This is a genomic window from Chryseobacterium herbae, assembly GCF_025154075.1.
Lineage (GTDB): Bacteria > Bacteroidota > Bacteroidia > Flavobacteriales > Weeksellaceae > Chryseobacterium > Chryseobacterium herbae.
Genome location: NZ_JAOAMU010000007.1, coordinates 171599 through 196560, shown reverse-complemented (window position 1 = coordinate 196560; position 24962 = coordinate 171599). Strand labels below are relative to the sequence as shown.

Here is a 24962-nt window from a genome sequence, read left to right as displayed (position 1 = left end):
CGATTATTTTAAGATTTTCTCTTTCATCCTATCCGTACGGACAGATGCTTTTATGGTGACACATTCCTGTCCTTCACTTTCACCGTAAGGACTGATGGTATAAGCTCCTACAGATGCCGGTACTATAAAGGTTTCTGCATAATGGATGATATAAGGTTCAAAACTATTCTCCGGGCTTTCTACAATGACCTCCCGACCTTCAACCAGGTTTAAAACGTTCACAACACCTTCCGTATGATGTACCACTTTTTTGCTAAACCAATGTCGTCTGGTCTCAATAAATGATAACGCATCCAGACCGGTTCGTTCTTCCCGCCATCCGTCGCCTTCTGCAACAGGTTCCGTCAGATTCAGTATATTTTCTTTTGTCCATGAGGTATCACGGTTCCACTGTATGTTCTTTTTTCCGTGTTCCAGAGATATGGGTCTAGGTTTTCCATCCAGCCCCATTCGCTCCCAGTCCCAAAGCTTAAATGTAAAAATATAAGGAGTAGCACTTATTTCCAGTACTACAGAATTCGCTCCTGAACAGTGGACTGTCCCAGCAGGAATGGATACATGATCATGTTTGCGGACAGGCCATTTCTTTACATATTGATCTGCATTGAAAGGGACATTGCCTTTTTGCGCTTCTACCAAATCACTCATCATACTTTCAGGATTGATATTCTCATTCAGCCCGAGGTACACGAAAGCATCTTCTCCGGCGTCCAGCATATAGTAACTTTCATCCTGCGTATATGGCATTCCGAATTTTTCCTTTATATACTCTTTTAACGGATGCACCTGAAGGCTCAGATTTCCTCCTTCCATGGTATCCAGAAAGTCAAAACGGATGGGAAACTCATCTCCAAAGCCTTCATATACCTGTTTTCCCAGTAAAGCTTCAGGCTGAAAAAACACCAGATTTATCGATGGTATCTCTACCACCTCATCCCCGAATCCTAAGAGCAGACTATTTTCTTCAGGAACGCAGTCAAATCCCCAGGCGTAATTCGGGACATTTCTGTCGAGGTCACAGACTTCCTTCAGCCATTGCCCGCCCCATGGTCCCGGATCGAAAAAAGGAACAACTCTGAAAGGTGAATTTACAATTTGATTTAAAGCATCATACAGAGCATTTACACTGATCAATTTCGGCTGATGAGGCTTTGTAGTATCCAGAATAAAATGACAACTTTCCAGTATTCTTTTTTTGTAACGATCACAGACACGCCAGTCTACAAAATAGGCATGCTTGTACTGATAAGAAAAAGAGTCGGTATAATTTGTTTTCCCCAGATTGCAGGTTTTGTTCTTACGGTAACGCATCTGTATTTCCCAGCGGGGCATATCTGCATAAAGGATCAGTTGCGGCTGACTGTTTAATAAAAGAGCTCCCGGTCCTATAATGACAACACAACCATTCGCAGAATTTATCTTTGTCTTAAGAGCTTCAATTTTCACCTCATCAAAATAATCTTCCAGTTCAAGAGAGGTCATGTATCCAAACACCGGATCATCCGTGACATAAGGCTGAACCAATGCGCTGATTTCTGCTTCGGACTTCATAGCATCAGAGGTATTGATGATCAAACCAGGATTCAAAAATTCTTTTACCTCAGCTATCATTTCTTCCACAAAAACACCCGGATAACATTCAATAGCAATGACCTTCGGTGATTGTTCTTTTAATTGACTGATGATATTTTTCCAGCCTGCAATACAGCTATGCCCTTTTATGGGTGTAACGGGAAATTTATTGTAATTCGATTTCATTATTATTCTATTTCATTAATTTATTTCACTTGTTCTGGCTGTTTACGAGATAGTTCATTCCGTACAAAGCTGAAGAAGATGGAAAAGCAGCCGCTTCAATTTTGACGTTTCCCCATGGAGTCCAGGCATGTTTTTCTGTCTGTTGTCTGATGTACGGTATAATGTGAGAGCCACTTCCCATAATGCCTCCGGTAAGGATGATTATTTCGGGATCATAGGCGTGAATAAGATTGATGGCACAGGCCGCCCACACCTCTAAACTCTGATCACGTATTGCCAATGCAGCCGAATCTCCTTCTTCTGCTAACTGAAACACAGCTTTATAATCTGATAACGGGAGTTTATGATTTGAATTAAGCTTCCATGTTGAGGCTTCCGTTTCTACGCAGCCTTTATTTCCACAATTACAAACTTCTCCTTTATAATTGATTACAAAATGTCCGCCCAATATTCCGGCTGTGAAGTGCTTGCCTCTCAGCAGCTGACCTTCTACAATAGCGGCACTTCCTACTCCTGTACCCAGACTCATTAAAACAACATTATCCAGATCTGTTGCTCTGCCATATTTCCATTCTCCCAATAATGCTGCTCGGGCATCATTTTCAATACAAAAAGAAAGGTCAAAAGTCCGTCTGCACCAGTCCTCAAGATCAATACCCGGAGCATCGCCAAATTTTTTATCAATAGAAAGTATTTTCTTCCGGTTGCTGTCGATGATACCCGGAGAAGCAATTCCCAATCCTGCAATGTCTTTACAGGAAAGGTTTTCTTGAGCCATTAAGTCTTTTACAGCCCCTTCTATATGAGGCAGCCTCTGCCTGAGCCCATTCCCGGAATCAGCACTGATGGATGTGGACGACATTATGATGTCTTCTTTTACAATTCCGATTTTGATCATGGTTCCGCCCATGTCTATTGCGATAACTGGTTTTGACATAGCTTTTAAGGCAAGATTTTTATTTCCACAACGTCCATTCCGGCAACTGTAATTTTTTCATCAGGAGAAAAAGCTTTTCCTGTTTTAATGTTTATCATTTTTTTAGGTTTCAATCTTTCCCACAGCAAGGCAGTTGATTGTTCCTTTTCATCAGAATTATAAAGCCTAATCACAAAGCTCTGATCCTTCTCCGGTGTAATCGTCGTAACGACAATCTTATCATTGCTCATTTGAAACAGGCTTCCTCCTTCAGGTAATTTTTCATTAACAGAAACAGCTATCAAAGGCTGTGTAAATGCTGCCGCTGATTTTTCATTCTCCACCGCATCAAAACCATTGTGCGGACGGAGTGCATAGTGATAATGCACCGGACCTTCCTGATCTGCTTTGTAGTTGGTATGCCAGTAATTATTCATGGCGTAACTGAACCAATTGGTTGTACCCGGGGTTCCTTTATCTTTCCATTTTTTATGGCTATTGTCTATGACCATTCTTTCATCTATCATTTCAGAGGCTTCGGTTAACGGAGTTTCCAGCATCATCCATTGTATTCCTTTTTTTCCTGAAGAGGCATCCACCCAACGGCGGCTGTACCAATAATCCATATTGGATCCCGGAAGCTGGTCGGTAAGGTATTTCATGATTCCATAGCCTGCATCTACCGTTATATCTTTAAATCCTGAATTAAACGGAAAACCGAAATGCACAGATTCTTTGGTACGGACAGGCTTTTTATCTACAATATTTTCCAGGGAAATTTCATCACTATCTGAAAACAGAGTAATGATACGTTCAAGGCTGTTGGCTCCCGGCGCTTCTGATAATAAGGAAACTTTAGCGACCAGGGGACCGTTTTCCAGGATCTTTACTTTAACATCTGAATTGGACAGAGCTTCCTGAGGATCAGATCCGGGTACATACCAATAACTGTTTAGTCCCTGCTGATTAAAACTTCCGGCATGATTCACTTCACTTTGATCTTTAATCCGGGTAATACTTCCTGTTTTTGCATCCCATGTAACTGTCACTTTTCCATTAGAGATTTCATTCCCAGATAGAGAAAAAGGATTTTTTACTTTTACCACATCTTTAATCACTTTGTACGACGTATATCCCAGAGCAGGAACATCATTGGCTACAAATGCTACCGCCCCGTCATTAAGCTTCTGTAACGGAATTTTATGACCTGTAGCATCTACCAGACCATTTCCATCCACTTTGTTTTTCATAATTACTGTCCCGCTGCGTTTCCAGGATGAGGTATTGAACACTGCTATTGTTTTTGAGCTTGAGTTAATGATCGGTTTTAGCAAGTCTTCTTCCAGTTTGTTGGCAATTGCATTTCCATCGGCAGAAAACTGTTTTTTCACCTTCCACTGATCGGTTACGAACGGAAGATCAGGAGCCGTAATGCTATTGAACGCTCCCCAGGTATGTTCGTGAAAAAGAATCACGTTTTTCCAGGCTTCATAGAATGTATCACGGTTATACAGTTCTGGATTCAGAATAGAATAAAGTGTTGTAAGCTGTTGCAGTTTTAAACTACTGTTTCTGTTGATCCCTTCCTCTTTAGCGGTAGACATAGCTCCGTCTTCCCAATAAGGGCTTATATCTCCCTTCACCACAGGAATCTGATCGCCATATTTCTTTTCAAATGTTTCAAACATTTTTTCATTGGTACTCAGTATGATTTTCGGGGAAGTATATTTTTGATTCCATTCCTCTACAAATCTTGACACAGATGTATCAATAGGCCCATTATCAGCGACTATATTGTAACGCCACTGTACCATATCGTAAGGGTATTGGGTTTTCGTAAGATCAATAAGATATTCAGCTATTTTTTTCTTACCATTTTCAAAAACATCCCCCGGATGAGTTCCATGCCATGAAGAGTACCCTCTCCCGGCAGTCCAGAATAATATTTTATCTTTACCGGCGGGTGACTGCCACCATACCGGACGGTCTCCCCAACTTTTCACAAAATTTCCTACACGGTCTCCAAGATAAGGGTTAGTTTTACCCAGATAATTCGGTCCGCTTGAAAAGTATTTTACCCCTGAAGAAGTTAATGCGGGTACCAAAGACCATGCAAATCCCGGAACATCAGACATCATAGCGCTTTTAATCGATAAACCGTATTCTTTTTCCAGTTTTTGGGCATATTCGGTATAGTGGAATAATTCTTCAGGTTGACTTAAGCCCGTCAAAATATTGGCATACATCGCAGAAAGTCCTATACTTCCTTCCTTTACAGCTTTAACGAAAGACTGTATTTCTGCAGGAGTTGCTTTCTGCATAAAGTTTTCTACATCCCAGAGTGCCTCTACGTTCCATTTAAAACGGGCTTCTTCAGACAGATTGCGGGTTTCTTCGATCATTTTGAGTGCATCGTAAATATTTTGGGTATGAATTTTCGCAACTTCTGCCTGCAAATGAGAATATCCTACATCTGTATGGGAATGATGGATGAAATATAATGTACGGGGAACTACAGCTTCAATAGGAAGTATTTTTCGGTAAAGCTCTTTATTGTCTGCTGCTACGGTTATCAATACTGAATTTTCTTTCCCTGAAACAGAAACAGGTATTTCAAAGCTTTTAATGCCATCTTCCATCGTAAAGGAAAATGTTTCTTTATTACTGATTTTAGCGGTTATTTTCTGCTCTTTTCCAAAATGAAGCGTAGTAAGATTGATCACTCTTTTACCGTCTTTCAGAATAAAAGGAGTCATATCTGCATCCATTTTTTCCTGAAAAGTAAATTTATAGGTCATAAACCAGTCTCTGCTGTTTTGTGCCTGACCTGTCATTTTCAGTCGCAGGGGTTTACCGGGAGTCACTTTGTTTATGGGGATTCTCAGATAAGCAATTCCATAAGAATCTTTAAGTCCGTCTGTTTTTTTCTGATGAAATACAAAAGCTGTACTGTCGGCTGCTTTAGAAATCCAGTCCTTACGTTGGTTTCCGGGATAAGTAACAAGGGTTACCGCCTTTTCTCCATTAACCGAAAGATCGAAATGACGTATTCCTCCGCTGGTTCCTGAAGAATGGGATACCAGCCAGCTGAAATAGATATACGGACCTGATACTTTTCCTGGCACCATATCAGTTTCCCATTCAATAACTTTAGCACCATCCGTCGTACGGGTAAGTAGAGCCTGATTGGCATAATCGGGAAATGCCGAAAAGTAGCTGATGTTTTCACCACTTATTTCACGGGAATAACCATTGACGGTTTCTATAGTGCCAAAAAAGGGAACTTTTTTCTGTCCGTAAACAAAATGACCTGATAGGAGAATGAACATTAAAAAAGTAAAATATCTTTTATGCATAAGAGTTATATTTTTAAATTATATGTAAGAATGTTTGAACATATAAAAATCCGAAAAACACTTTTAAATTTCAGCAGATTTTGTAATGTCTATGCTGTAAGTGAATTTATCTGACCTGTAATATCCGATATTATATTCTACCGGTTTTCCATTGATATCATATACAAAACGTTCGCGTTTCAGGATCGGGAAAGATGCCGGTACTTTTAATTTTTTTCCTATCACGGTTCCTGCATTACAGGCACTAATATTTTCGCGGGACTGGTGTACTACCACTCCGTAACGCTCCTGCATCATCGTGTACAAAGGAATATTAAAATCATCTTCTTTGCTGATACCGATTCGCGGATGAAAATAACTTTCGAAATAAACGATAGGCTCATCAGAATTTTCTCCTTTTAACTTTGATAGTTTAAATAACTTTTTATCCGGAGTCACGTTGAAAAAATTACAAATAGTTTCACCTGGAGTTTCGGTTTCCGTTTTTAGTAACAGATTAATAACCTCAATTCCTTTTTCCTGCATTTCTCTGGTAAAACTGTACCAGTGGTCTAAGCCTGTCACCAGATTCTTTTTCTCTGCTGCGCGGGTACCGATCCCTTTTTTCCGTACAATTAGTCCTTCGTGTTCCAATTTATTCGTTGCCTGGCGGATTGTATTTCGGGAAACACCCCAAAGATTAGCCAGATCTACTTCTTTGGGAAGGAGAGCTCCTTTACTGAAAGGTTCCATTTTGATAAGCTTACGGAAAAGCTCCTCTACCTGTACATGAAGCGGCAGTTTACTTTTGTGGTCAATGGTGAAATTCTTTGTAGGTATGTTCATACATATAAGATTGAGGCAAATGTAATTATTTTTTCTTTTCGAGCGTAAAAATATTTCAAAAAGTTTATTTCACAGAAGACACTTTAAAGGAAACCTGAAAAAACTAATTAATAATCATTTTATTTTTACACAAAAAACCTGTTACAGAAGGTTAGACTAGGCTTTTGAATGCCCGGAATAAACTTCTGTAACAGGATCTTTGTTATCTTAAAAGTTATTTATAAACTTAAAAATTCTTCCAGGGAAAGCGTTTTCTGCTCTCCGGCTGTAAGATCTTTGAAAGTAACTGTTCCATTTTTGATTTCTTCTTCTCCTAAGAAAACCAGGTTTTTAATTCCCTTCTTCTCTGCATAGGTAAACTGTTTGTTCAGTTTTGAATTTTCAGGGTAAAGTTCAGCAGAAACTCCTTTTTGTCTCAACTGCATAATCAATTTTAAGGCTTCTACAGTTCCTTCTGCTCCAAAATTAGCAAACAGATACTCTACCTGAGTGGTAGCTTCTTCAGGGAAAAGATTAAGCTCTTCCATGACCAGATAAACCCTGTCCAGACCGAACGAAATACCAATTCCCGGAATGTTTTTCACTCCGAATACTTCAGTAAGGTTGTCATATCTACCGCCGCCGCCGATAGATCCCATCGCCACTTCATCCGCTTTCACTTCGAAAATAGCTCCGGTATAATAATCTAAACCTCTCGCCAATGTAATATTGAATACAAGATTCTGCATATCTACACCAAGATTCAGAGATTGTGTCAAAACAAATTCTAATTCTTCTACTCCTTTCAATCCAATTTCACTGTCTGCAAATTTTTCTTTCAGTTGAAGAAGGTTTTCCAATGCATCATCCGATTGGTTAAATAAGAATTCCAGCTTATCAATAGATTCCTGAGAAATTTCTCTTTCCAATAACTCCTTCACCACACCTTCTTTCCCGATCTTATCAAGTTTGTCCAAAGCAACAGTAAACTCAATCAGCTTATCAGTAATACCAGCATATTCAGCCAAACCGGAAAGGATCTTTCTGTTGTTCATATGAATGGTAACAGGAATTTTCAGATCGGCAAATGATTTCAGATAAAGTTGAACCAAATCTACCTCCTGTAAAAGACTTTCACTTCCTACTACGTCAGCATCACATTGGTAAAACTCTCTGAATCTACCTTTCGCCGGTCTGTCTGCTCTCCAAACGGGTTGAACCTGATATCGTTTGAACGGAAAAACAAGCTGCCCCTGATTCATAGCCACATATCGTGCGAAAGGAACGGTCAGATCATATCTCAAAGCTTTCTCTGAAATTTTCTTTGTCAGTGCCTGATGATTGTCAACATTGAGTTCTTCTTCAGAAATTTTATCAAGATAATTTCCTGAATTTAATATTTTAAAAATCAGACGATCTCCTTCTTCTCCATACTTACCTGTCAATGTAGAAAGATTTTCAAAACTGGGAGTTTCTAGTGGCTGAAATCCGAACAATTCAAAATTCTTCTGTAGTGTATTGATAATATATCTTCGTCTTGAAACTTCCAATGCGGAAAAATCACGTGTTCCTCTTGCTAAACTTGGTTTCATTTTATAATTGATAAATGATATTAATAATTAAACATGCTTAAACTGATTCAACGTTTTAAACCACAAAAGACACAAAAGCAAACACTTAAGCTTCATTGAAGTTTATCATAAAAACGGTTTATAAGTACACTTAAGTTTTTGAAAATCTTTGACTTTCTTCTTTACACCACTTTAAATGTGTAAAGTATCAAACTTTAAATGGATAATAATCGCTTTAACAGATTGAATGGATAAGCAGTGCAAAAATAAGGAATTGAAAGGACTTTTCCGAAAGATAAAAAAGCTGAGGAAGAAATCTTCCCCAGCTCCTGATGCATTATCGTTACTAAGTCCAAAAAATCAGACGCTTTCAAGGATTTCTAAAATCTCTTCACCATAATTTTCAATCTTATGCTTTCCGAAACCTTTGATTTCAAGCAGTTCTTCTTTTTTCACAGGCTTATACTTGGCCACAGACATCAGTTCTTTGTTGCTCGCGATAAAATAAGTGGGGAGATTCTGTTCTTTCGCCTTCTCTGATCTCCAGTATTTCAGGGCATCTAAAATTTTTTCTTCATCTGAGTTTAAGACATCATTATCTGCAGAGTATTTAACTGTTTTGGTTTCTTTCACTACATTTTTAGCGGTTTTCACCTCTTCAAAATACAGAACCACGGACCAATAACATTCATCATTTACAAAAGCGGTTTCCACTTTTATAATTTCGTTCACTTCCAGGAAATCATCAAGCATTCTTTGATCTTTATAGAGAAATTCTTCAGGAAGCCTGATTTTAAAAACTTTCACTTTCATCATCTGTGTTTTTAAAATTATTTACTTCCCAGCAATAGAATCTCATCGATTCTGATCTCCGTAATATATCGTTTCACGCCATCTTTATCATCGTACGATCTGTACGTAATTTTTCCTTCAATAGCAATTTCCTTTCCCTTAGGCACATATTTCTGAAGGATCTCAGCTGTTTTTCCAAAAGCAATCAGATTGTGCCATTGTGTTTCTTCTACTTTTTCGCCTTTTGCATTCGTGTAATGATCGCTGGTGGCTAAAGACACGCTTGCTTTTACGCTTCCGCTTTCGAAGTTTACGGTTTCAACTTCTTTTCCTGTGTAACCAATTAATGTTACTTTGTTTCTTAGTGACATAGCTTTAAAATTTTTATGATTAATAATTCAGATGAGAGACGTTCACTTTCTTTCTCAAATCTCTGTTGCAAAGATTGTCACATCGCAGTAGCTTAATCGGTTATAAACTATTTAAATTCATTTGTATCCGTTTGTTGTCGAATAATTTTCTTTCTGATTTTTAAAATTTATTCCATTACGTATGTAATTGAAATCAATATCATTTGATAAAAATCCATTTTGTTTGAAATTGAAAAAAATTGTTATTATTTTTTAATTCAGAGATAAAAATTTACGATCTATTTCCAGTGATTAAATTTTTAAAATGTTATCGTCATTTTCTTTAATTATTATCATCATAGCAATGATCAAAAAACATTTAAAAAAGAGTGAAATGTATCGTTTTACCCGTTTTCAAACGGATAATTCCGTATCTTTGAGGAAATATCATTTATGAAAAGGGACATCAATATTTTTGAGTTTCCTCTCAATTTGGGATTAAAGAAAAAAGACCACGAAACTGAGCCCGGTGTCAGAAAGCTTCCGGATTGGTTCAGAAAATTTGATTTTCATCAAGAAATCAATCCTCAACATATTTTCAGACTGGAGGCACCAGATTATTCGATGGAACTTGATCAGGAATCCGGTGTTTTAAATGCAGGTAGCATTATTGAGTATGCTCAAAAACAGGCAAATTTCATCTCAGAAAACCATACAGAAGGCACTTTCAATATTATGCTAGGAGGTGATTGCAGTATTTTGATAGGAACTGCTCTGGCTTTAAAGAAGCTTGGGAATTACGGACTTTTTTATCTGGACGGGCATACTGATTTTATTCCTGTCAGTCTTTCTGAAACGGCTGCCGCTGCAGGACTTGACCTTGCCATCATTACCGGAATGGGGCATGAAAAATTGACCAATATTCAGGGACTCAGACCTTATTTTTTGGAGGAAAATATTTTCTGTGTCGGAAATGCAGAAACAGATGATGAAGAGTATGTGGGACAGATTATCAATTCTGACATCCATTATTTTGATTTGTATAAATTGAGAAAAAATGGTTTTAGAAAAACTGCAGAAGATTTTCTAAAGATGGTTAGCAGCAAAGCTTTGGATGGATTTTTCATCCACCTTGACGTTGATGTTCTGAAAGACGAACTGATGCCTGCCGTAGACAGCAGAATGGAAGATGGAATTGATTATGAAAATCTAAGAGATATGCTGAAACCTCTGATTCATTCTCCCCTTTGCTTCGGAATACAAATTACCGTTCTGGATCCAGATTATGATGAAAACGGGACCTATACAAAACCTTTCATAAAGCATTTAATTCAACTCATAAAAAAATAAAGAAGATTAATGAAGAAGACGATAAAAAGAACGTTCAGGGTATCAAAATATGTGATCTACAAAGAAACTCTGGTTGATTATAAAGAACATTTCTGGTCGTTTCTGGGAGCATTTGTAGGCATTGGACTTATTGCATTTATCCAGTCTCATTCTGTTTCAGCTACCGAAAATATATTCCTGATTGGGTCTTTCGGGGCCTCCAGTGTTCTGATCTATGGAGCGATCCAGAGTCCTTTGGCTCAGCCAAGAAATCTTGTGGGAGGACATGTGCTCTCAGCTATTGTAGGCGTTACCGTTTATAAAATTGTTCCCGATATTATCTGGCTTTCTGCCCCGCTGGCTGTGGCATTTTCCATTGTGCTGATGCAGTATACCAAAACCCTTCATCCACCCGGAGGCGCTACGGCTCTTATTGCTGTGAGTTCTGTGGGTAAGATTCCGGAATTAGGCTACTGGTACGTTATTTCGCCTGTTTTGTCTGGCTGTATTATTCTCCTTCTTGCAGCCCTTTTATTCAACAATATGACACCGAACAGAAGTTATCCTACCCATACCAGATTCAAAAGACTTTTAAGAAAAAAACACGAGCACACTCACAAAATGAAAAAATAAAAACATGGAATGTCTTGAATGTGGCGAAAAAATTCTCGGAAGGTCTGATAAAAAATTCTGCAATGATGCCTGCCGCAACGCCTATAATAATAAGCAGAATAAAGATTCTACCAATCTGATGCGGAATGTGAACAACAAACTTCGTAAAAACTACCGCATTATGATGGAACTGAATACGGACGGTAAAGCAAAAATTGCAAAATCCAGGATGGATGGCTTGGGTTTTGATTTCGATTATTTCACCAACCTGAAAGTGTATAAAAATGGTTCTGAATATAGATTTATTTATGATTATGGCTATAAACTTTTAGAGGAAGATTTTGTTCTGATTGTTAAAAGTCAGTCTTAATCTCACACCATTCCTAAATATCGTATTATGAAAGAAATCGTTCTGATAACCGGTGCCGGCGGCATGATCGCCCGTGAGCTGTCTAAAAAGATAGAAAAAGATTATGCCATTCGCTTCCTTACCCGAAAGAAAAAACATGAGAATGATTTTGAATGGGACATCAAAAAAGGAACGATGGATGAATCTGCACTTGAAAATGTTTCCCACATCATTCACCTGGCCGGAGCCAATATTTCTGAAAAACGCTGGACCAAAGAAAGAAAACAGGAACTGATCTCCAGTCGTGTAGATTCTGCGGGCCTTCTTTTGGAAACTGTACGAAAGAAAAATATAAAGTTAAAATCCTTTATTTCCGCATCAGGGATCAATTATTATGGTACCGTAACAACTGATAAAATTTATACGGAAGATGATGCACCGGGCAATGATTTCCTCAGTGAAGTGGTGGTTTTATGGGAAAGAGCCGCAGATGATTTTAAAGAGCAGAATCTGGCTGAAAGAGTCGTGAAAATACGAACAGCCGTTGTACTTTCCAAAGAAGACGGAGCATTGAAAAAAATGCTTCCCACTATACAATATGGCATCGGATCAGCTTTAGGAAGCGGAAAACAATACATGCCGTGGATTCACATCGAGGATATCTGTTCAATCTATGAGGCTACTTTGAATGATTCAGCTATGAATGGACCTTATAATGCCGTTTCTCCTCAGCATACCACTAATGAAAATTTAACGAAGAAAATCGCTGAAGTCCTTAACAAACCTTTGTTTATGCCGAATGTTCCAACTTTCGTTTTAAAACTGATATTTGGAGAGTTGGCAGATGCTTTACTGGAAGGTTCAAGGGCTTCTTCACAAAAGATTCAGGATACTGGATTTCAGTTTAAATTCCCGGAGCTTAAAGGAGCGCTTGAAAATTTATTAAAAGAAAAAAATTAAACCCAAATATGGATGAAAGTTTAGTTTTAAAGCATATTTCCCGGCATATTTCCCTTGACAGCCGAGAGACCTCATTCTTTCTTTCTTTATTAACAGAGAAAAAGGTTCAAAAGAAAGAATTGATCTTAAAACAGCAACAAGTATGTAAGGAAATCAGCTTTGTCCAGTCGGGTGTTCTAAGGGCTTTTTATCTTGATCCTTCGGGGAAAGAATCTACCATTATGTTTGCTCTCCCGGACTGGTGGATCACAGACATGTATTGTTTTATTAATCAGAAACCAGCTATGCTGACTATTGAAGCCCTTGAGGAAAGTTCATTACTTCAATTGAAAAAGGACAGTCTGGATGAACTGTATTCTGAAGTTCCCAAATTCGAAAAATTTTTCAGAATCATGATGCAGAATGCGTATATCAGGGAACAGCTACGAACCATAGAAAACCTTTCTCTGCCTGCTGAAGAGCGGTATTATACTTTTCTAAAAAAATATCCTTTGGCCGCAGAACGGATTACCCAGAAACAGATTGCATCCTATCTGGGAGTTACTCCCGAATTCCTAAGCTCAATTAAAACCAACAAACAAAAAAAATCATGAGTCTTAATCTATCTTATTTTTTGTAGAAGATAAGTTCCTTTAATTTACTCAAAAAAAAAATATGCTAATACTTATTGCAGGTCCTTACAGAAGCGGTACCAATGACGATCCGGAATTGATCCGAAAAAATCTGAACAACCTTGAAGCTGCGGCACTGCCAATTTTCAGAAAAGGCCACATTCCTATGATTGGAGAATGGCTGGCTCTTCCGCTCATCCATCTGGCTGGTTCTTCTCAAATCGGAGACGAGGCATGGCAGGAAATACAATATCCCATTGCCCATCGCATTCTTGAAAAATGTGATGCCGTACTCCGTATCGAAGGTCATTCTAAAGGAGCAGACGAAGATTTAAAAATAGCCCGAGAAAGAGGCCTTACCATTTATTATAATATAGAAGATATTCCCAATGCAGAATCCTAACATCAACATCATTAAAACAGAAATTCTTTCTGACAACTGGTACACTTTAAACAAAGTCACCTACACCATCGCCAAAAAAGACGGAACTACAGAAACCCAAAGCAGAGAAGCCTATGACAGAGGAAACGGAGCGGTGATCCTGCTTTATAACAAAACTTCAGGCACTGTAATTTTGACCAGACAGTTCAGATTGCCTACTTTCATCAACGGAAATACCACAGGGATGCTTATCGAAGCCTGTGCCGGCCTGCTGGATAATGATAATCCGGAGGAATGTATCAAAAGAGAAACGGAAGAAGAAACCGGGTACAAAATCTCAAAAGTAGAAAAAGTATTTGAAGCCTATATGTCGCCGGGCTCTGTAACGGAGATCCTTCATTTTTTCATTGCAGAATACTCTTCTGAGATGAAAATCGCAGACGGTGGCGGACTTGAAGAAGAAGGTGAAAACATTGAAGTTCTGGAATTTTCATTTGAGGATGCTCTTTCGATGATAGACAACGAAGAGATCATGGATGCCAAGACCATCATGCTTTTGCAACATTTGCGTATTAAAAACATTGTATAGAGAATAAGATGAAAAAACTATTACCTGTATTCGTTCTATTTACTTTGGTCTGCTGCAAGGAAGAACCTAAAAAGGAAAATAAAGCAACAGTAAAAAAGGAAACACCAGTATCAATTAAAGCTGAGGTTGTAAAAGATGCTCCATATACTGAATTTAAACCTGACAAAATTTCTGATTTAAAAATTAAAGGATTCGATATTGAGCAGGCTTTTTCTGTGGAAGGAAACAAGATTGTAGCAGGAAATTTTCAATTTACTGATGGTAAAATTACTTTGCCCGATACTGAAGAAGACTTTGGAAAGAGACTTTTATTGCTGAATCATAAAAACGAAATCATTTATCAATCTCAAGGTTCCGGAGAAGCCTATCTTTATGAACCCTATTTTTATAAGAACAGCCAAAATGGAAATATTATTATCGTCTGTCAGCAAGCGTATGAATATTTTTTCGGTGGTGATGCTTATTTATTAGAAAAAGGAAAGATAAAATATCTCGGAAACCTGGATATTGAACCCAAAAATGAGGAAAAAAAACTGACGGATATCTTACGAATCAAAGAATCAGGAGATAGAATCACTTTCACTTTTGATTCAGATTCCTTAGTTTTGAAGCCGGGAAGTGAAGATATGACCATCAAAAACAATGATGTGAAATATGTGTATGATTATAAATCACTAAAATTATATAAATAGTTTTATGATGGAGGGTTAATGAAGGTTTCCAAAACACCTTAAAGAAAAACGGAATGATACAGGATCATATCACGGTAGAAAACCGCCATAAAGATTTTATAAAAAAGGTTAGCGAAACAGAAATCATCTACGCCTTAAAGGATGAAAACGGTTATTCAGTCTCCTATTCCAACGAACTGGAATATGAAGATGGGGAGCCAGTACAGATTATTTGTTTCTGGTCTGATCAGGCAAGGGCAAAATCGTGTATCGGTGATGAGTGGAGTCATTATGAAGTTTCATCTGTTCCCCTGAATGATTTTGTAGAAAACTGGTGTCTCGGAATGAATAATGATGGTCTGGTTGTAGGAACCAATTTCGACAGTAATTTATTTGGTTGTGAAGCAGAACCTTTGGAGCTGGTGCTCGATATTATTGAAGAACTTAAAAAGACTGGCAAAAACATAACATTGAGGAAGTTTAGAAGCATCGAAGAAATGGAAACACAAATCCGAGAAGTTTTGAGCAGCTAAACGAGATGAACAAATCTCTTGGAATAAAGGTTAGCGGAGCACTTGCTATCTCTGCCATTCTGATTTTCAGTATTCTCATGCTGAAAACGATTTCCCAATACACAGGTCTTGATAAAAATATAGGCTTCCTGATGTTTAAACAGAAGGTTGTGGATAATCCGTACTGGATGGCGTTTTTTTACATTCATATCTTTTCAGTCACCCTGTGTCTTCTCACAGGACTCACCCAGTTTTCAAATCGTTTTTTAACGGAAAACAGGACGCTTCACCGGTGGATCGGAAGGATGTATGTTTATAATATCCTGATCATCAATGTACCGGCATGTTTTGTACTGGGATTATTTTCAAACGGTGGAATCATTGGGGTTACAGGCTTTCTGCTTCAGGACATTCTGTGGGCATACTGTACGGTTAATGCTGTTATTTTAGTTAAAAAAGGAAATATTGCAAGCCACAAAAAATACATGATCTTAAGCTATGCCGTTACCACTACAGCCATTACTTTCAGGGTTATTAAAAACCTTTTCTATCGGGAAGATCTATATGATTATGAGCTGTTTTATGGACTGAATGTCTGGGTATCACTGCTTGTCAATCTTTCTGTGGCTCTTGTGATCATTAAAAGGTTTAACGACTTACCTTTCAAAATTGAGATTCATGATAAAAATAAAAAAGGAACCGAACAACAGTGCCGCAAAAAGACCAATAAAAATTAAAGTATTCCAAAGGTTTCTGTACTGGCTTTTCGATGTCCATTTTTCAAAGAACCGCATCATAAGAAAAGCTATTCCGGCAAATATCAATACAACAAACAGTCCAAAAATGACAAGCGAACTCATAGATTTTAATTTATATCAAAACTATTATTTTAAAATTAAAAAACAATAATCTACTGACAAATATTAAAAATGACACGTTCTGAACAAATAAAAAAATTAATCTCAAAACCTTACTTCATTCTATTCATTATATTAGTCCTACTCTTCTGTCTTGATACTTTTGTCTTAAAACCATTCATCAAAGAACATTATTTAGATCAGGATCTGCAAAGTTTTAAGGACTTCTCGTGGAGATATTTATTGGTGATAGCCGTTGTTATCGCCATAGTTGTGTCTATCTGTATAAAAGCTAAAAAAATTCTTGAAATCATTAGTGTATGTTTATATTCTGCTTTTTTTGCTTTGTTCGCATTTAGAACATTATTTATCCATATCTTATTACTCACCAATTTTCAAACCGAAAAAGAACGTATAATTAATACTTATGAAGTCATCAACCATAAAGAAGCGATGGTCTTTTGGCTGGACGGGGGGAAAGAAAACTCCATCCATGACGATAATGCAATAGAATTGATTGACAAAAAAAGAAAAGCGAAAGGTTTAAAATCAATTTTTGAATATAAAACTGGTGATAAGGTAAAAGTAGAATTTAAAAGAGGTGTTTTTAATGTAAATTATCTTGATTAAACATACTATAAACACGAATATCACAAATTTAAAACACAAATTTAAAACACAAATTCTCACAAATGCAACTCCTCCATTTGTGTCATTAGTGAAAAATATTCGTGCAATTTGTGTTTAAAAATAGAAACAGAAATGCGTCATAAACCACGAATAACACAAATTTAAAACACGAATTATCACGAATGCAACTCCTCCATTTGTGTCATCAGTGAAAAACACTCGTGTAATTTGTGTTTAAAAATAGAAACCGAAATGCTTCATAAACCACGAATAACACAAATTTAAAACACGAATTCTCACGAATGCAACTCCTCCATTTGTGTCATCAGTGAAAAACACTCGTGTGATTTGTGTTTGAAAATTCAAAATATTAATTTTACAATCACATTCAGAAAGTCTTTTCGGAAATACATCACACAACAAATTATATGAAAAAATTAATACTTACACTTTCAGTAGCTCTTTCTGTAGCAGCCTTTGGACAGAAAACGACTGGTAAGACCAACAATCTGGCTCTTTATGCTTACCAGACCTACAACTGCGAGAATAAAGGATATTACGATCCGGGGAAATACAAAAAAGAGGAAATAGACGGAGTTTTTAAACTTCTGTACACACTCAACGGAGGTGCTTTTGATAATCATACGGTTTTTAAACTTTCAGATCTTGAAGATATCAGAAAAAATAAAAACACCTATCTGCAGCAACTGGATAAACAATATCAACAAAAGAAGGCAGAATTGTACAATCTTAAAGTGATCAATCTTCCGGAGTGGAAAAAACTTCATCAGGAAGCCATTCAGGCTTTTGAAGGCGAATACCAGCTCAAAAAAGAAGAGCTTAATGCATATTCTAATCCTGTATCACTGAAAAACAGTCAGTTTTACAATACCTGCAAAGAATATATTGATGCCGTTTCTTCTCCGGACAAAGAGAAAATGTATGCCGTATGGGAAAAGTTTGCACAGGAAAAAAGCAAAAACAATGCTGATCCACAGTCGGTGATGACCAGGTTTAATGATCAGCTTAATGATCTCCAGAAAGATGATTATGCACTCATTGACCTGATGGGAATGGGGTTTCACAACTGTGCGAACGCCAGTTTCAGAGCTGAACCCGATGATGAAGGAATATTGTATAAGAAATTTGACAAGACCTTTGTAAAGCTGAAGCAGGATTGTGATCAGCCGTAGACGTGATTTAAAGATTGAATCATTTAAAAATTTAATGATTTAAAAATTCAGAAAGTATAGCAGCATTCGTTTTCGGGTGCTGTTTTTATTTTTAAATACTTACCCCATGAATATTTTTCACTTCCGCCATGACAAAAGTACTGTGCGCACTGCCAATAGTATCCAATGAACCCAGCTTATTGAAGACAAAGTCCTGATAATGCTTCATATCTCTTACCTGAACTTTGAGCAGGAAATCAAAATCTCCGGAAATATTATAACACTCGGCAACTTCATTGATCTGTAAAATATCTTCAACAAACTGGTTGCCTACAGAACGATCATGCATTTTAAGTTTGACCTGACAAAAAACAGTAAATCCCCGATTGAGTTTTTCTGCCTCCAAAACGGCTGCATAATGCTTGATATATCCAGCCTGTTCGAGCCTTTTCATCCGCTCGAAAACAGGTGAAGGTGACAGATTAATTTCTTTCGCAAGTTCCTTTACCGTCAGTTTAGCATTCTTTTGAAGGATTCTAAGCAGCTGAAGATCCTTTTCGTCAAGTCTTTCCACAGAATAATATTCTTTTTGGGATTATGTTTTTCAAATTTACAGAATAATTCGCTTTTAAATTAATCAAAAACGAAATTATATTCTTATTTTATTCAATTCAACCAATCAATTCACTTTAATCATACCTTTAGCCCAGATTTTGTTCTTTAACATCCTTCATCAAACAGAAGAGGTTTTACATAACGTAGATTAATAGGGAATCGTGTGAGAATCACGAGCTGTCGCGCAACTGTAAGTAACACACCAAAGGTTTTTATCCGTGAATATCCACTGCGAAAGCGGGAAGGATGATGAAAGCCGTTATAAGCCAGGAGACCTGCCTAATCTGAATTGACAATGCTTTCGCGGTCTGAAGCTTTGGGTCATACAGATGATACTTTTTTTGAACGTTCCTGTTAGCAGGAAAACTACGTCCTTATTGTATCTCTTTATCCTCAACATTCTTTCCCGGCAGCATTGCGAAGCATTCTAAAAGAGCTTTTACCATCATTATTGTTTAATTTAAAAGTTTAAGAACATGCAAACGCACCTACTTGGCAGCCCGCGTATTGGCCGCCACAGAGAACTCAAAAAAGCCTGCGAGCAATATTGGTCAGGCAAAACGTCACTGAATGAACTTTTGGAAACCGGGAAAAACATCAGCCTGCAAAACTGGAAACTTCAGCAAGAAGCAGGAATCGATCTTATTCCATGCAATGACTTTTCGTATTATGATCAGGTTTTGGATATGACGCTAAGTGTTGGAGCCATTCCGGAGCGTTATCAGGAAATTGCAGCCAGAAAATCTGCCTCAGAGCATGATCTGTATTTTGCAATGGCAAGAGGCTATCAGAAAGACGATCTGGATATTACCGCCATGGAAATGACGAAATGGTTCGATACTAATTACCATTACATTGTTCCCGAGTTTCAAAAGGACCAACCGTTCAGATTGTTTTCCCAAAAGATCATTACTGAATTCATCAGTGCAAAACAAGCCGGAGTGAATGCAAAACCGGTAATCATCGGACCGCTTACTTATCTCCTCCTGGGAAAAGAGAAAGAAGAAGGGTTTGATAAACTGGATTTAATCCATAATCTTCTTCCGGTATATATTGAAATTTTAAAAGAACTTGAGAACCACGGTGCTCAATGGATACAGTTTGATGAACCGTTTTTAGGACTGGATCTTACTGAAAAAGCAAAAGAAATCTATCAATCGGTTTACAGCGAAATCAGAAACCAGTTTCCGGAGCTTAAAATCATCGTTGCTACTTATTTTGAAGGTTTAAAAGATAATCTTTCATTGGCATCTTCGCTTCCGGTTGATGTCTTACACATTGACTTAGTTCGTTCTCCTGAGCAGTTGGATGAGGTTTTAAATGCTATTCCGCAGACACTGAGTTTATCCTTAGGCATTGTAGACGGAAGGAACATCTGGAAAAATGATTTTGAAAGATCACTGGGATTCATTGAGAAAGCTGTCAATACCATCGGATCTGACAGGGTTTTCATCGCTCCGTCATGCTCCCTGCTCCACTCTCCTTTCGACCTTGACCTTGAAACGAATGAAAACACGTTATCTCCTGAGATCAAACAATGGATGGCTTTCGCCAAACAAAAGATCCATGAAGTGGTTGCTTTAAAAAAACTGGCAGCCGGAAAGGCAGATTATCAGGTCTTACAGCAATATGCCGAAAATAAAAAAGCCATTGACAACCGTAAAATTTCATCCCTGATCCACAATCAGGCCGTAAAAGACCGTGTTGATATCACCACTGAAAATGATGCGCAGAGAAAAAGTCCGTTCAGCATGAGAAAAGAAAATCAGCAGAATGTTCTTCAGCTTCCTTTATTCCCAACAACCACTATCGGTTCGTTTCCTCAAACTAAAGAAGTAAGAGCCTGGAGATCGAAATTCAAAAAAGGTGAACTGACAGCCGAACAATATGATGATTTGCTAAAAAAAGAAACGGAAAGAACCATCCGCTGGCAGGAAGAAATCGGCATCGATGTATTGGTTCATGGTGAATTTGAACGAAATGATATGGTGGAATATTTCGGGGAACAGCTTGCCGGATTTGCTTTTACCCAAAACGGATGGGTTCAGAGCTATGGAAGCCGCTGTGTAAAACCTCCGGTAATCTATGGTGATGTTCACCGACCGCATCCCATGACCGTTTATTGGTCTCACTATGCTCAATCTCTTACTCAAAAATGGGTAAAAGGAATGCTTACCGGTCCGGTAACGATCCTGCAATGGTCTTTTGTACGAGATGATCAACCAAGATCTGTAACCTGTAAACAGATTGCGTTAGCGATCCGCGATGAGGTCAACGATCTGGAAAAAGCAGGAATCAGAATTATTCAGATTGATGAACCGGCAATCAGAGAAGGACTTCCACTTAGAAGATCCGAATGGCAGCAGTATCTGGAATGGGCAGTAGAAGCCTTCAGGATTTCCGCTTCAGGTGTTGAAGATACAACGCAGATTCATACCCATATGTGCTATTCCGAATTCAATGATATCATCCAGAATATTGCAGATATGGATGCCGATGTGATCACTATAGAATGTTCCAGAAGCCAGATGGAACTGCTTCAGGCCTTTGCCGATTTCAAATATCCGAATGAGATTGGTCCGGGAGTTTACGATATTCACTCACCAAGGGTTCCTTCGAAAGAAGAAATGATTCATCTGTTAAGAAAGGCGCAGGCTGTTATTCCGGCTCAGCAGCTTTGGGTGAATCCGGATTGTGGTTTGAAGACTCGGCATTGGGATGAAACGGAGAAGGCGTTGATTGCGATGGTGAAAGCCTCAAGAGAAGCAGCTGCAGATTTTGTGTTGCAGGAAAGCTAAAGAATTAATTATTATAATTTTTGAGCAGGAGTTTTTGCTCCTGCTTTTTTATGTTTTGGCTAAAGCCGTTTGCCTGAATTAATGATGGTGAGTGAGCGGGCTAAAGCCCGCTCCTATTGAATTTTTCACAAACACCTATACAATAATTTTAAATCTCAGATTTCAGAATAGGAAGACAAACTCAGCTATTTAAGTTAGAAAATCAATTTAATTCAATAATTTTGAATATTATTTTTTCACCATTTTTAATGAAAAAGCAGGATAAAAGTATTTCTTTGAGACAGGCAGAAATAGCCAATCAATTTGTTTCTAAACTGGATAAACATTTAGACGAACTTCTGGCAGGACAGGTTGAAACGGCTTATGAAATCAATGAGTTTGCAGACTTACTGTTTATCAATCCCAATCATTTAAGTGACACCATTAAAGATGTTCTGGGAAAATCACCTTGTGCCGTATATGAAGAAAAACTGGTTATTATTTCCAAGGACCTCATTGTGAACACCAACAAACCCATTAGTGAAATTGCAAGAATTTTAGATTATGACCCATCCAATTTCACGAAATTTTTCAAACGATTTACAGGTAAAACGCCCAAAGAATTCAGAAATGAAAACCATGCGGGTTAAAAAAACAGAAAAGGTTACCATTTAAACAGAAAAGGTCACCATTTTCCCTGTCATACACTTTCTATTTTTGCTGTATCATTTAACGACAGAAATTATGACAACAAAGAAAACGGCTTTAATTACAGGAGCCAATAAAGGAATAGGTTTTGAAACGGCTAAACAGCTTTTACAGCTTGGGTATTTCGTTTTCATCGGTAGCAGAGATAGAGAAAGAGGTTTAAAAGCTGTAGAAGAGCTTAAAAATACAGGATTTAATGATATTGACCTGCTGGAGATTGATGTCACCAATTTACTCTCGGTTCAACGTGCCAGAGAAGAACTTGGGTTCAAAATTTCAAAGCTAGATGTGCTTATCAATAATGCCGGAATTACGGGAGAAATGCCTCAAAATGCGTCCAGTATATCATTGGACAATCTGCGTACCGTTTATGAAACCAACTTCTTTGGCGTTATTCAGGTGACACAGCATTTTCTGGATCTGATGAAAAAATCTGACGAGCCCAGAATCGTCAATGTTTCGAGCGACCTTGGCTCTCTGACCAATCACAGTAATCCTGATTATGAATTTTATGACGTAAAACTTACGGCCTATTGCAGTTCAAAAACGGCTGTCAATACTTTTACTGTAATGCTCGCCTATGAACTGAAAGATACCCATTTCAAAATCAACAGTGTGAATCCAGGATTTACGGCAACGGATCTTAATGGATACACAGGATATCAGACCGTAGAACAGGGAACTAAAGCCATTGTAAAATATGCTACTATTGATCAGAATGGCCCATCCGGAAAATTTTTCGGTGATGGATTGGAAATTGCGTGGTAGAAGTTCTTCAAATTTGATTAAACAGGATATTTTCCTGTTTTTTTTATTTGTCAAAGAAAAATAAAATTTATAGATTGCTTAAAAACTTAAGTATTAAATTATGAGTTATTATAAACATCAAGAATATGATTTTGTACAAAGAACCAAAAAAATAATTAATCAATATGATAGCATTATTATTAATGAAAAAGAAAAATTTGAAGTTACATTATTAATCAATTGTTTTGTAGGCTTACTAATGACTCCGCAACAGTATTGGATAGATCAAATTCCACAGACATTAATTAGAAATAAAGAATGGGGATTAAAAAAAGAATATTTCAGAGTTTGTAAGGATACTAGTGGAAATGAGCTGTTAGATTTACGACAAGTAACAAGACATTTAAGAAATTCTGTTGCACACTATAGTTTTAAAACATTCAATAACCAAAATCATGTGATAAAAAGCATCAAATTTACCGATAAAAAAAATAGAACAGAAATTACTTTTGAAGCAGAAATTCCCATAAGTAATTTAAAAGATTTCTTAAATCATTTATCTGACTGGTTTTTAAATGAAATGAAAAAAAATCAATAATGACTACTAAAGAATTCGTAAAAAATTTCTACCAAGAAAAACAAAATATTCTAAATTCAAGTTTTGAAACTCAATCAGAATACAGAACTCTAGTTTCGGTAAAAATTGAAAAATTAAACTTAAATAAAGTACAAACTGAAAAATTAAAAGAGATAGTTTCTAGTATTTTGACAGATAGTTTTTATACTATCTTATTAGGCTTGGATGGATCTGCAAACATTGGAGGTTCACAAGAAAGTTTTAAAATTTATGATGAAGAAGATAACTTAATCTCTGAAAGTGGAGATTTGGAAGGCTATGCTTATGAATACTTTCATGGAGATAACGGGTAGTTTTTAATTCTAATAAATCCATTAAATAAATTAACACTGAATAACTTACAGTTTGTCAATTAAAAAGCTTAATTTTGCACCCCGAAATAAGGATTTACAGTTATGAAAAAATTAGGCGAATACAGAAAGCTTCTTAATGTTGATAAGACCGTTACTTTAAAGGAATTAAAGACAATTTACAGAAATACGATGAAAGATTCGCATCCTGATAAATTTATTGACGACGAAGCCGGGAAACTGGAAGCAGAAGAAAAAAGTAAAGCTGTAATTGAAGCATACCATTTCTTAGTCAGCATCAACCAGGAAACACAGGAAAAATATAAAGAGGAATATACGGAAACGATTACAAAATCTAATATTCAGGATTTTTATCTTGAAAAGGCAGTTTTGAAAGTTCAACACCTGAACGGAAATATGTACGAATACATTGGGGTTCCAAAAAACACGTATATCAAAATGGTGAACGCTGATTCGCCAAGCCGTTTTGCAAGAAGACACATTTACGGAAGTTTCGTCTACAGAAAAGCCGGTGAGGCGATGGTAGATTAATTCTCCACATACAATATAAACAAAGGCTTTCAGTTCATTCTGGAAGCTTTTTTTATGCTTAAACATTATTTTTTGCTCTCGCAGATGATTCTGATATAGCAGATTAGTAAACCTAGAAATCTGTATTATCTGATGAATCTGCGTGAGATTTTAAAATCAAGCAATCTGTATTGGCTTCATCAGAATCAATTAGATTAATTCTCTCTTTGTATTTCTTATAATATGCGATATCAGAATTATACTTTGCGTGGTAAATTCGTAATAATAAAATACTCTTTAAATTTCGAATAAAAATATTCATTTAAATTATTCGAAAAAAGATAGGTTTTGCGCTGATAATTTTGATATCGTTTTAAATGTTTAATAATCGCAAGGAGAAACAAAGGTTTTTTGAAATGAAACAAAACGAATAAAG

The 24962-nt window shown here is 37.1% G+C and carries 26 protein-coding genes and 1 riboswitch; of the genes, 18 read left to right on the top strand and 8 right to left on the bottom strand.

Going from position 1 to position 24962, the window contains the following annotated elements; all coding sequences use genetic code 11:
- Positions 1 to 3 precede the first annotated feature (3 nt).
- From N0B48_RS20020 to N0B48_RS19990, 7 genes are all read right to left on the bottom strand, one after another.
- Positions 4 to 1758 (bottom strand): class I mannose-6-phosphate isomerase, encoded by a 1755-nt coding sequence (locus N0B48_RS20020; protein WP_259840889.1) that lies wholly within the window; start codon positions 1756 to 1758, stop codon positions 4 to 6.
- 25 nt (positions 1759 to 1783) lie between these two features.
- A complete protein-coding gene (locus N0B48_RS20015; protein WP_259840888.1) occupies positions 1784 to 2695 on the bottom strand; it encodes an ROK family protein in 912 nt (303 codons plus the stop codon).
- Positions 2696 to 2700: 5 nt separating this feature from the next.
- Entirely contained in the window at positions 2701 to 6030 is a 3330-nt protein-coding gene (locus N0B48_RS20010) for a glycoside hydrolase family 38 C-terminal domain-containing protein (protein WP_259840886.1), read from the bottom strand.
- A 63-nt stretch (positions 6031 to 6093) separates the two neighbouring features.
- Positions 6094 to 6855 (bottom strand): GntR family transcriptional regulator, encoded by a 762-nt coding sequence (locus N0B48_RS20005; RefSeq protein ID WP_259840884.1) that lies wholly within the window; start codon positions 6853 to 6855, stop codon positions 6094 to 6096.
- A 218-nt stretch (positions 6856 to 7073) separates the two neighbouring features.
- Complete coding sequence (gene hisS / locus N0B48_RS20000) at positions 7074 to 8426, bottom strand: histidine--tRNA ligase (RefSeq protein ID WP_259840882.1); 1353 nt, start codon at positions 8424 to 8426, stop codon at positions 7074 to 7076.
- A 339-nt stretch (positions 8427 to 8765) separates the two neighbouring features.
- The gene (locus N0B48_RS19995) at positions 8766 to 9221 is read right to left on the bottom strand and encodes an HRDC domain-containing protein (RefSeq protein ID WP_259840880.1); all 456 of its coding nucleotides are present in this window, start codon (positions 9219 to 9221) and stop codon (positions 8766 to 8768) included.
- 14 nt (positions 9222 to 9235) lie between these two features.
- Positions 9236 to 9568: a single-stranded DNA-binding protein gene (locus N0B48_RS19990; RefSeq protein WP_259840878.1), complete on the bottom strand. Its 333-nt coding sequence runs from the start codon at positions 9566 to 9568 to the stop codon at positions 9236 to 9238.
- Between the two features lie 432 nt (positions 9569 to 10000).
- Here N0B48_RS19990 and N0B48_RS19985 point away from each other — a divergent pair, with 432 nt between their 5' ends.
- The 12 genes from N0B48_RS19985 (at position 10001) to N0B48_RS19930 (ending at position 18242) form a co-directional block, all read left to right on the top strand.
- A complete protein-coding gene (locus N0B48_RS19985) occupies positions 10001 to 10897 on the top strand; it encodes an arginase family protein (protein WP_259840876.1) in 897 nt (298 codons plus the stop codon).
- Between the two features lie 9 nt (positions 10898 to 10906).
- The gene (locus tag N0B48_RS19980; protein WP_259840874.1) at positions 10907 to 11509 is read left to right on the top strand and encodes an HPP family protein; all 603 of its coding nucleotides are present in this window, start codon (positions 10907 to 10909) and stop codon (positions 11507 to 11509) included.
- 4 nt (positions 11510 to 11513) lie between these two features.
- A complete protein-coding gene (locus N0B48_RS19975) occupies positions 11514 to 11858 on the top strand; it encodes a hypothetical protein (protein ID WP_259840872.1) in 345 nt (114 codons plus the stop codon).
- A gap of 27 nt (positions 11859 to 11885) precedes the next feature.
- Positions 11886 to 12797, top strand: coding sequence for a TIGR01777 family oxidoreductase (locus N0B48_RS19970; RefSeq protein WP_259840870.1), 912 nt, complete (start codon positions 11886 to 11888; stop codon positions 12795 to 12797).
- A gap of 8 nt (positions 12798 to 12805) precedes the next feature.
- Positions 12806 to 13390: a Crp/Fnr family transcriptional regulator gene (locus N0B48_RS19965; RefSeq protein WP_259840868.1), complete on the top strand. Its 585-nt coding sequence runs from the start codon at positions 12806 to 12808 to the stop codon at positions 13388 to 13390.
- A 61-nt stretch (positions 13391 to 13451) separates the two neighbouring features.
- Entirely contained in the window at positions 13452 to 13811 is a 360-nt protein-coding gene (locus tag N0B48_RS19960; RefSeq protein ID WP_259840866.1) for a DUF4406 domain-containing protein, read from the top strand.
- Complete coding sequence (gene nudK, locus N0B48_RS19955) at positions 13798 to 14379, top strand: GDP-mannose pyrophosphatase NudK (RefSeq protein WP_259840865.1); 582 nt, start codon at positions 13798 to 13800, stop codon at positions 14377 to 14379. Before N0B48_RS19960 ends, nudK begins: the two co-directional genes overlap by 14 nt.
- A gap of 8 nt (positions 14380 to 14387) precedes the next feature.
- On the top strand, positions 14388 to 15071 hold the full coding sequence (locus tag N0B48_RS19950) for a hypothetical protein (protein ID WP_259840863.1): 684 nt from the start codon (positions 14388 to 14390) through the stop codon (positions 15069 to 15071).
- A gap of 53 nt (positions 15072 to 15124) precedes the next feature.
- Complete coding sequence (locus tag N0B48_RS19945) at positions 15125 to 15583, top strand: DUF2750 domain-containing protein (RefSeq protein ID WP_259840861.1); 459 nt, start codon at positions 15125 to 15127, stop codon at positions 15581 to 15583.
- 5 nt (positions 15584 to 15588) lie between these two features.
- Positions 15589 to 16299: a DUF2306 domain-containing protein gene (locus tag N0B48_RS19940; protein WP_259840859.1), complete on the top strand. Its 711-nt coding sequence runs from the start codon at positions 15589 to 15591 to the stop codon at positions 16297 to 16299.
- A gap of 192 nt (positions 16300 to 16491) precedes the next feature.
- Entirely contained in the window at positions 16492 to 17049 is a 558-nt protein-coding gene (locus tag N0B48_RS19935) for a hypothetical protein (RefSeq protein WP_259840857.1), read from the top strand.
- Positions 17050 to 17477: 428 nt separating this feature from the next.
- Positions 17478 to 18242 (top strand): hypothetical protein, encoded by a 765-nt coding sequence (locus tag N0B48_RS19930; protein ID WP_259840855.1) that lies wholly within the window; start codon positions 17478 to 17480, stop codon positions 18240 to 18242.
- 91 nt (positions 18243 to 18333) lie between these two features.
- On the opposite strand, the gene N0B48_RS19925 is transcribed toward N0B48_RS19930, so the two are convergent.
- Positions 18334 to 18795 (bottom strand): Lrp/AsnC family transcriptional regulator, encoded by a 462-nt coding sequence (locus N0B48_RS19925; RefSeq protein WP_259840853.1) that lies wholly within the window; start codon positions 18793 to 18795, stop codon positions 18334 to 18336.
- Between the two features lie 153 nt (positions 18796 to 18948).
- A riboswitch (cobalamin riboswitch) is annotated at positions 18949 to 19133 on the top strand.
- A gap of 179 nt (positions 19134 to 19312) precedes the next feature.
- Here N0B48_RS19925 and metE point away from each other — a divergent pair.
- The 6 genes from metE to N0B48_RS19895 all read left to right on the top strand — a co-directional run bounded on the left by metE (position 19313) and on the right by N0B48_RS19895 (position 24547).
- Positions 19313 to 21634 (top strand): 5-methyltetrahydropteroyltriglutamate--homocysteine S-methyltransferase, encoded by a 2322-nt coding sequence (metE, locus tag N0B48_RS19920; RefSeq protein ID WP_259840851.1) that lies wholly within the window; start codon positions 19313 to 19315, stop codon positions 21632 to 21634.
- A gap of 248 nt (positions 21635 to 21882) precedes the next feature.
- On the top strand, positions 21883 to 22263 hold the full coding sequence (locus N0B48_RS19915; protein WP_259840849.1) for a helix-turn-helix domain-containing protein: 381 nt from the start codon (positions 21883 to 21885) through the stop codon (positions 22261 to 22263).
- A gap of 94 nt (positions 22264 to 22357) precedes the next feature.
- Positions 22358 to 23089, top strand: a complete 732-nt coding sequence (locus tag N0B48_RS19910; protein WP_259840847.1) for an SDR family oxidoreductase — start codon at positions 22358 to 22360, stop codon at positions 23087 to 23089.
- Between the two features lie 100 nt (positions 23090 to 23189).
- Positions 23190 to 23666, top strand: coding sequence for a HEPN family nuclease (locus N0B48_RS19905; protein WP_259840845.1), 477 nt, complete (start codon positions 23190 to 23192; stop codon positions 23664 to 23666).
- Positions 23666 to 23998: a hypothetical protein gene (locus N0B48_RS19900; protein WP_259840844.1), complete on the top strand. Its 333-nt coding sequence runs from the start codon at positions 23666 to 23668 to the stop codon at positions 23996 to 23998. Before N0B48_RS19905 ends, N0B48_RS19900 begins: the two co-directional genes overlap by 1 nt.
- 102 nt (positions 23999 to 24100) lie before the next feature.
- Positions 24101 to 24547, top strand: coding sequence for a KTSC domain-containing protein (locus N0B48_RS19895; RefSeq protein ID WP_034725280.1), 447 nt, complete (start codon positions 24101 to 24103; stop codon positions 24545 to 24547).
- Positions 24548 to 24962 lie beyond the last annotated feature (415 nt).

Excerpts from the sequence above, each read along its gene's own strand:
- hisS (WP_259840882.1), bottom strand. The coding sequence starts at position 8,426 with ATGAAACCAAGTTTAGCAAGAGGAACACGTGATTTTTCCGCATTGGAA.
- N0B48_RS20015 (WP_259840888.1), bottom strand. The coding sequence starts at position 2,695 with ATGTCAAAACCAGTTATCGCAATAGACATGGGCGGAACCATGATCAAA.
- N0B48_RS20005 (WP_259840884.1), bottom strand. The coding sequence starts at position 6,855 with ATGAACATACCTACAAAGAATTTCACCATTGACCACAAAAGTAAACTG.
- N0B48_RS19915 (WP_259840849.1), top strand. The coding sequence starts at position 21,883 with ATGAAAAAGCAGGATAAAAGTATTTCTTTGAGACAGGCAGAAATAGCC.
- N0B48_RS19980 (WP_259840874.1), top strand. The coding sequence starts at position 10,907 with ATGAAGAAGACGATAAAAAGAACGTTCAGGGTATCAAAATATGTGATC.
- N0B48_RS20010 (WP_259840886.1), bottom strand. The coding sequence starts at position 6,030 with ATGCATAAAAGATATTTTACTTTTTTAATGTTCATTCTCCTATCAGGT.
- N0B48_RS19895 (WP_034725280.1), top strand. The coding sequence starts at position 24,101 with ATGAAAAAATTAGGCGAATACAGAAAGCTTCTTAATGTTGATAAGACC.
- N0B48_RS19960 (WP_259840866.1), top strand. The coding sequence starts at position 13,452 with ATGCTAATACTTATTGCAGGTCCTTACAGAAGCGGTACCAATGACGAT.
- N0B48_RS19940 (WP_259840859.1), top strand. The coding sequence starts at position 15,589 with ATGAACAAATCTCTTGGAATAAAGGTTAGCGGAGCACTTGCTATCTCT.
- N0B48_RS20020 (WP_259840889.1), bottom strand. The coding sequence starts at position 1,758 with ATGAAATCGAATTACAATAAATTTCCCGTTACACCCATAAAAGGGCAT.
- N0B48_RS19950 (WP_259840863.1), top strand. The coding sequence starts at position 14,388 with ATGAAAAAACTATTACCTGTATTCGTTCTATTTACTTTGGTCTGCTGC.
- N0B48_RS19900 (WP_259840844.1), top strand. The coding sequence starts at position 23,666 with ATGACTACTAAAGAATTCGTAAAAAATTTCTACCAAGAAAAACAAAAT.
- nudK (WP_259840865.1), top strand. The coding sequence starts at position 13,798 with ATGCAGAATCCTAACATCAACATCATTAAAACAGAAATTCTTTCTGAC.
- N0B48_RS19930 (WP_259840855.1), top strand. The coding sequence starts at position 17,478 with ATGAAAAAATTAATACTTACACTTTCAGTAGCTCTTTCTGTAGCAGCC.
- N0B48_RS19945 (WP_259840861.1), top strand. The coding sequence starts at position 15,125 with ATGATACAGGATCATATCACGGTAGAAAACCGCCATAAAGATTTTATA.
- N0B48_RS19905 (WP_259840845.1), top strand. The coding sequence starts at position 23,190 with ATGAGTTATTATAAACATCAAGAATATGATTTTGTACAAAGAACCAAA.
- N0B48_RS19910 (WP_259840847.1), top strand. The coding sequence starts at position 22,358 with ATGACAACAAAGAAAACGGCTTTAATTACAGGAGCCAATAAAGGAATA.
- N0B48_RS19975 (WP_259840872.1), top strand. The coding sequence starts at position 11,514 with ATGGAATGTCTTGAATGTGGCGAAAAAATTCTCGGAAGGTCTGATAAA.
- N0B48_RS19935 (WP_259840857.1), top strand. The coding sequence starts at position 16,492 with ATGACACGTTCTGAACAAATAAAAAAATTAATCTCAAAACCTTACTTC.
- N0B48_RS19965 (WP_259840868.1), top strand. The coding sequence starts at position 12,806 with ATGGATGAAAGTTTAGTTTTAAAGCATATTTCCCGGCATATTTCCCTT.
- N0B48_RS19970 (WP_259840870.1), top strand. The coding sequence starts at position 11,886 with ATGAAAGAAATCGTTCTGATAACCGGTGCCGGCGGCATGATCGCCCGT.
- N0B48_RS19985 (WP_259840876.1), top strand. The coding sequence starts at position 10,001 with ATGAAAAGGGACATCAATATTTTTGAGTTTCCTCTCAATTTGGGATTA.
- N0B48_RS19995 (WP_259840880.1), bottom strand. The coding sequence starts at position 9,221 with ATGATGAAAGTGAAAGTTTTTAAAATCAGGCTTCCTGAAGAATTTCTC.
- N0B48_RS19990 (WP_259840878.1), bottom strand. The coding sequence starts at position 9,568 with ATGTCACTAAGAAACAAAGTAACATTAATTGGTTACACAGGAAAAGAA.
- metE (WP_259840851.1), top strand. The coding sequence starts at position 19,313 with ATGCAAACGCACCTACTTGGCAGCCCGCGTATTGGCCGCCACAGAGAA.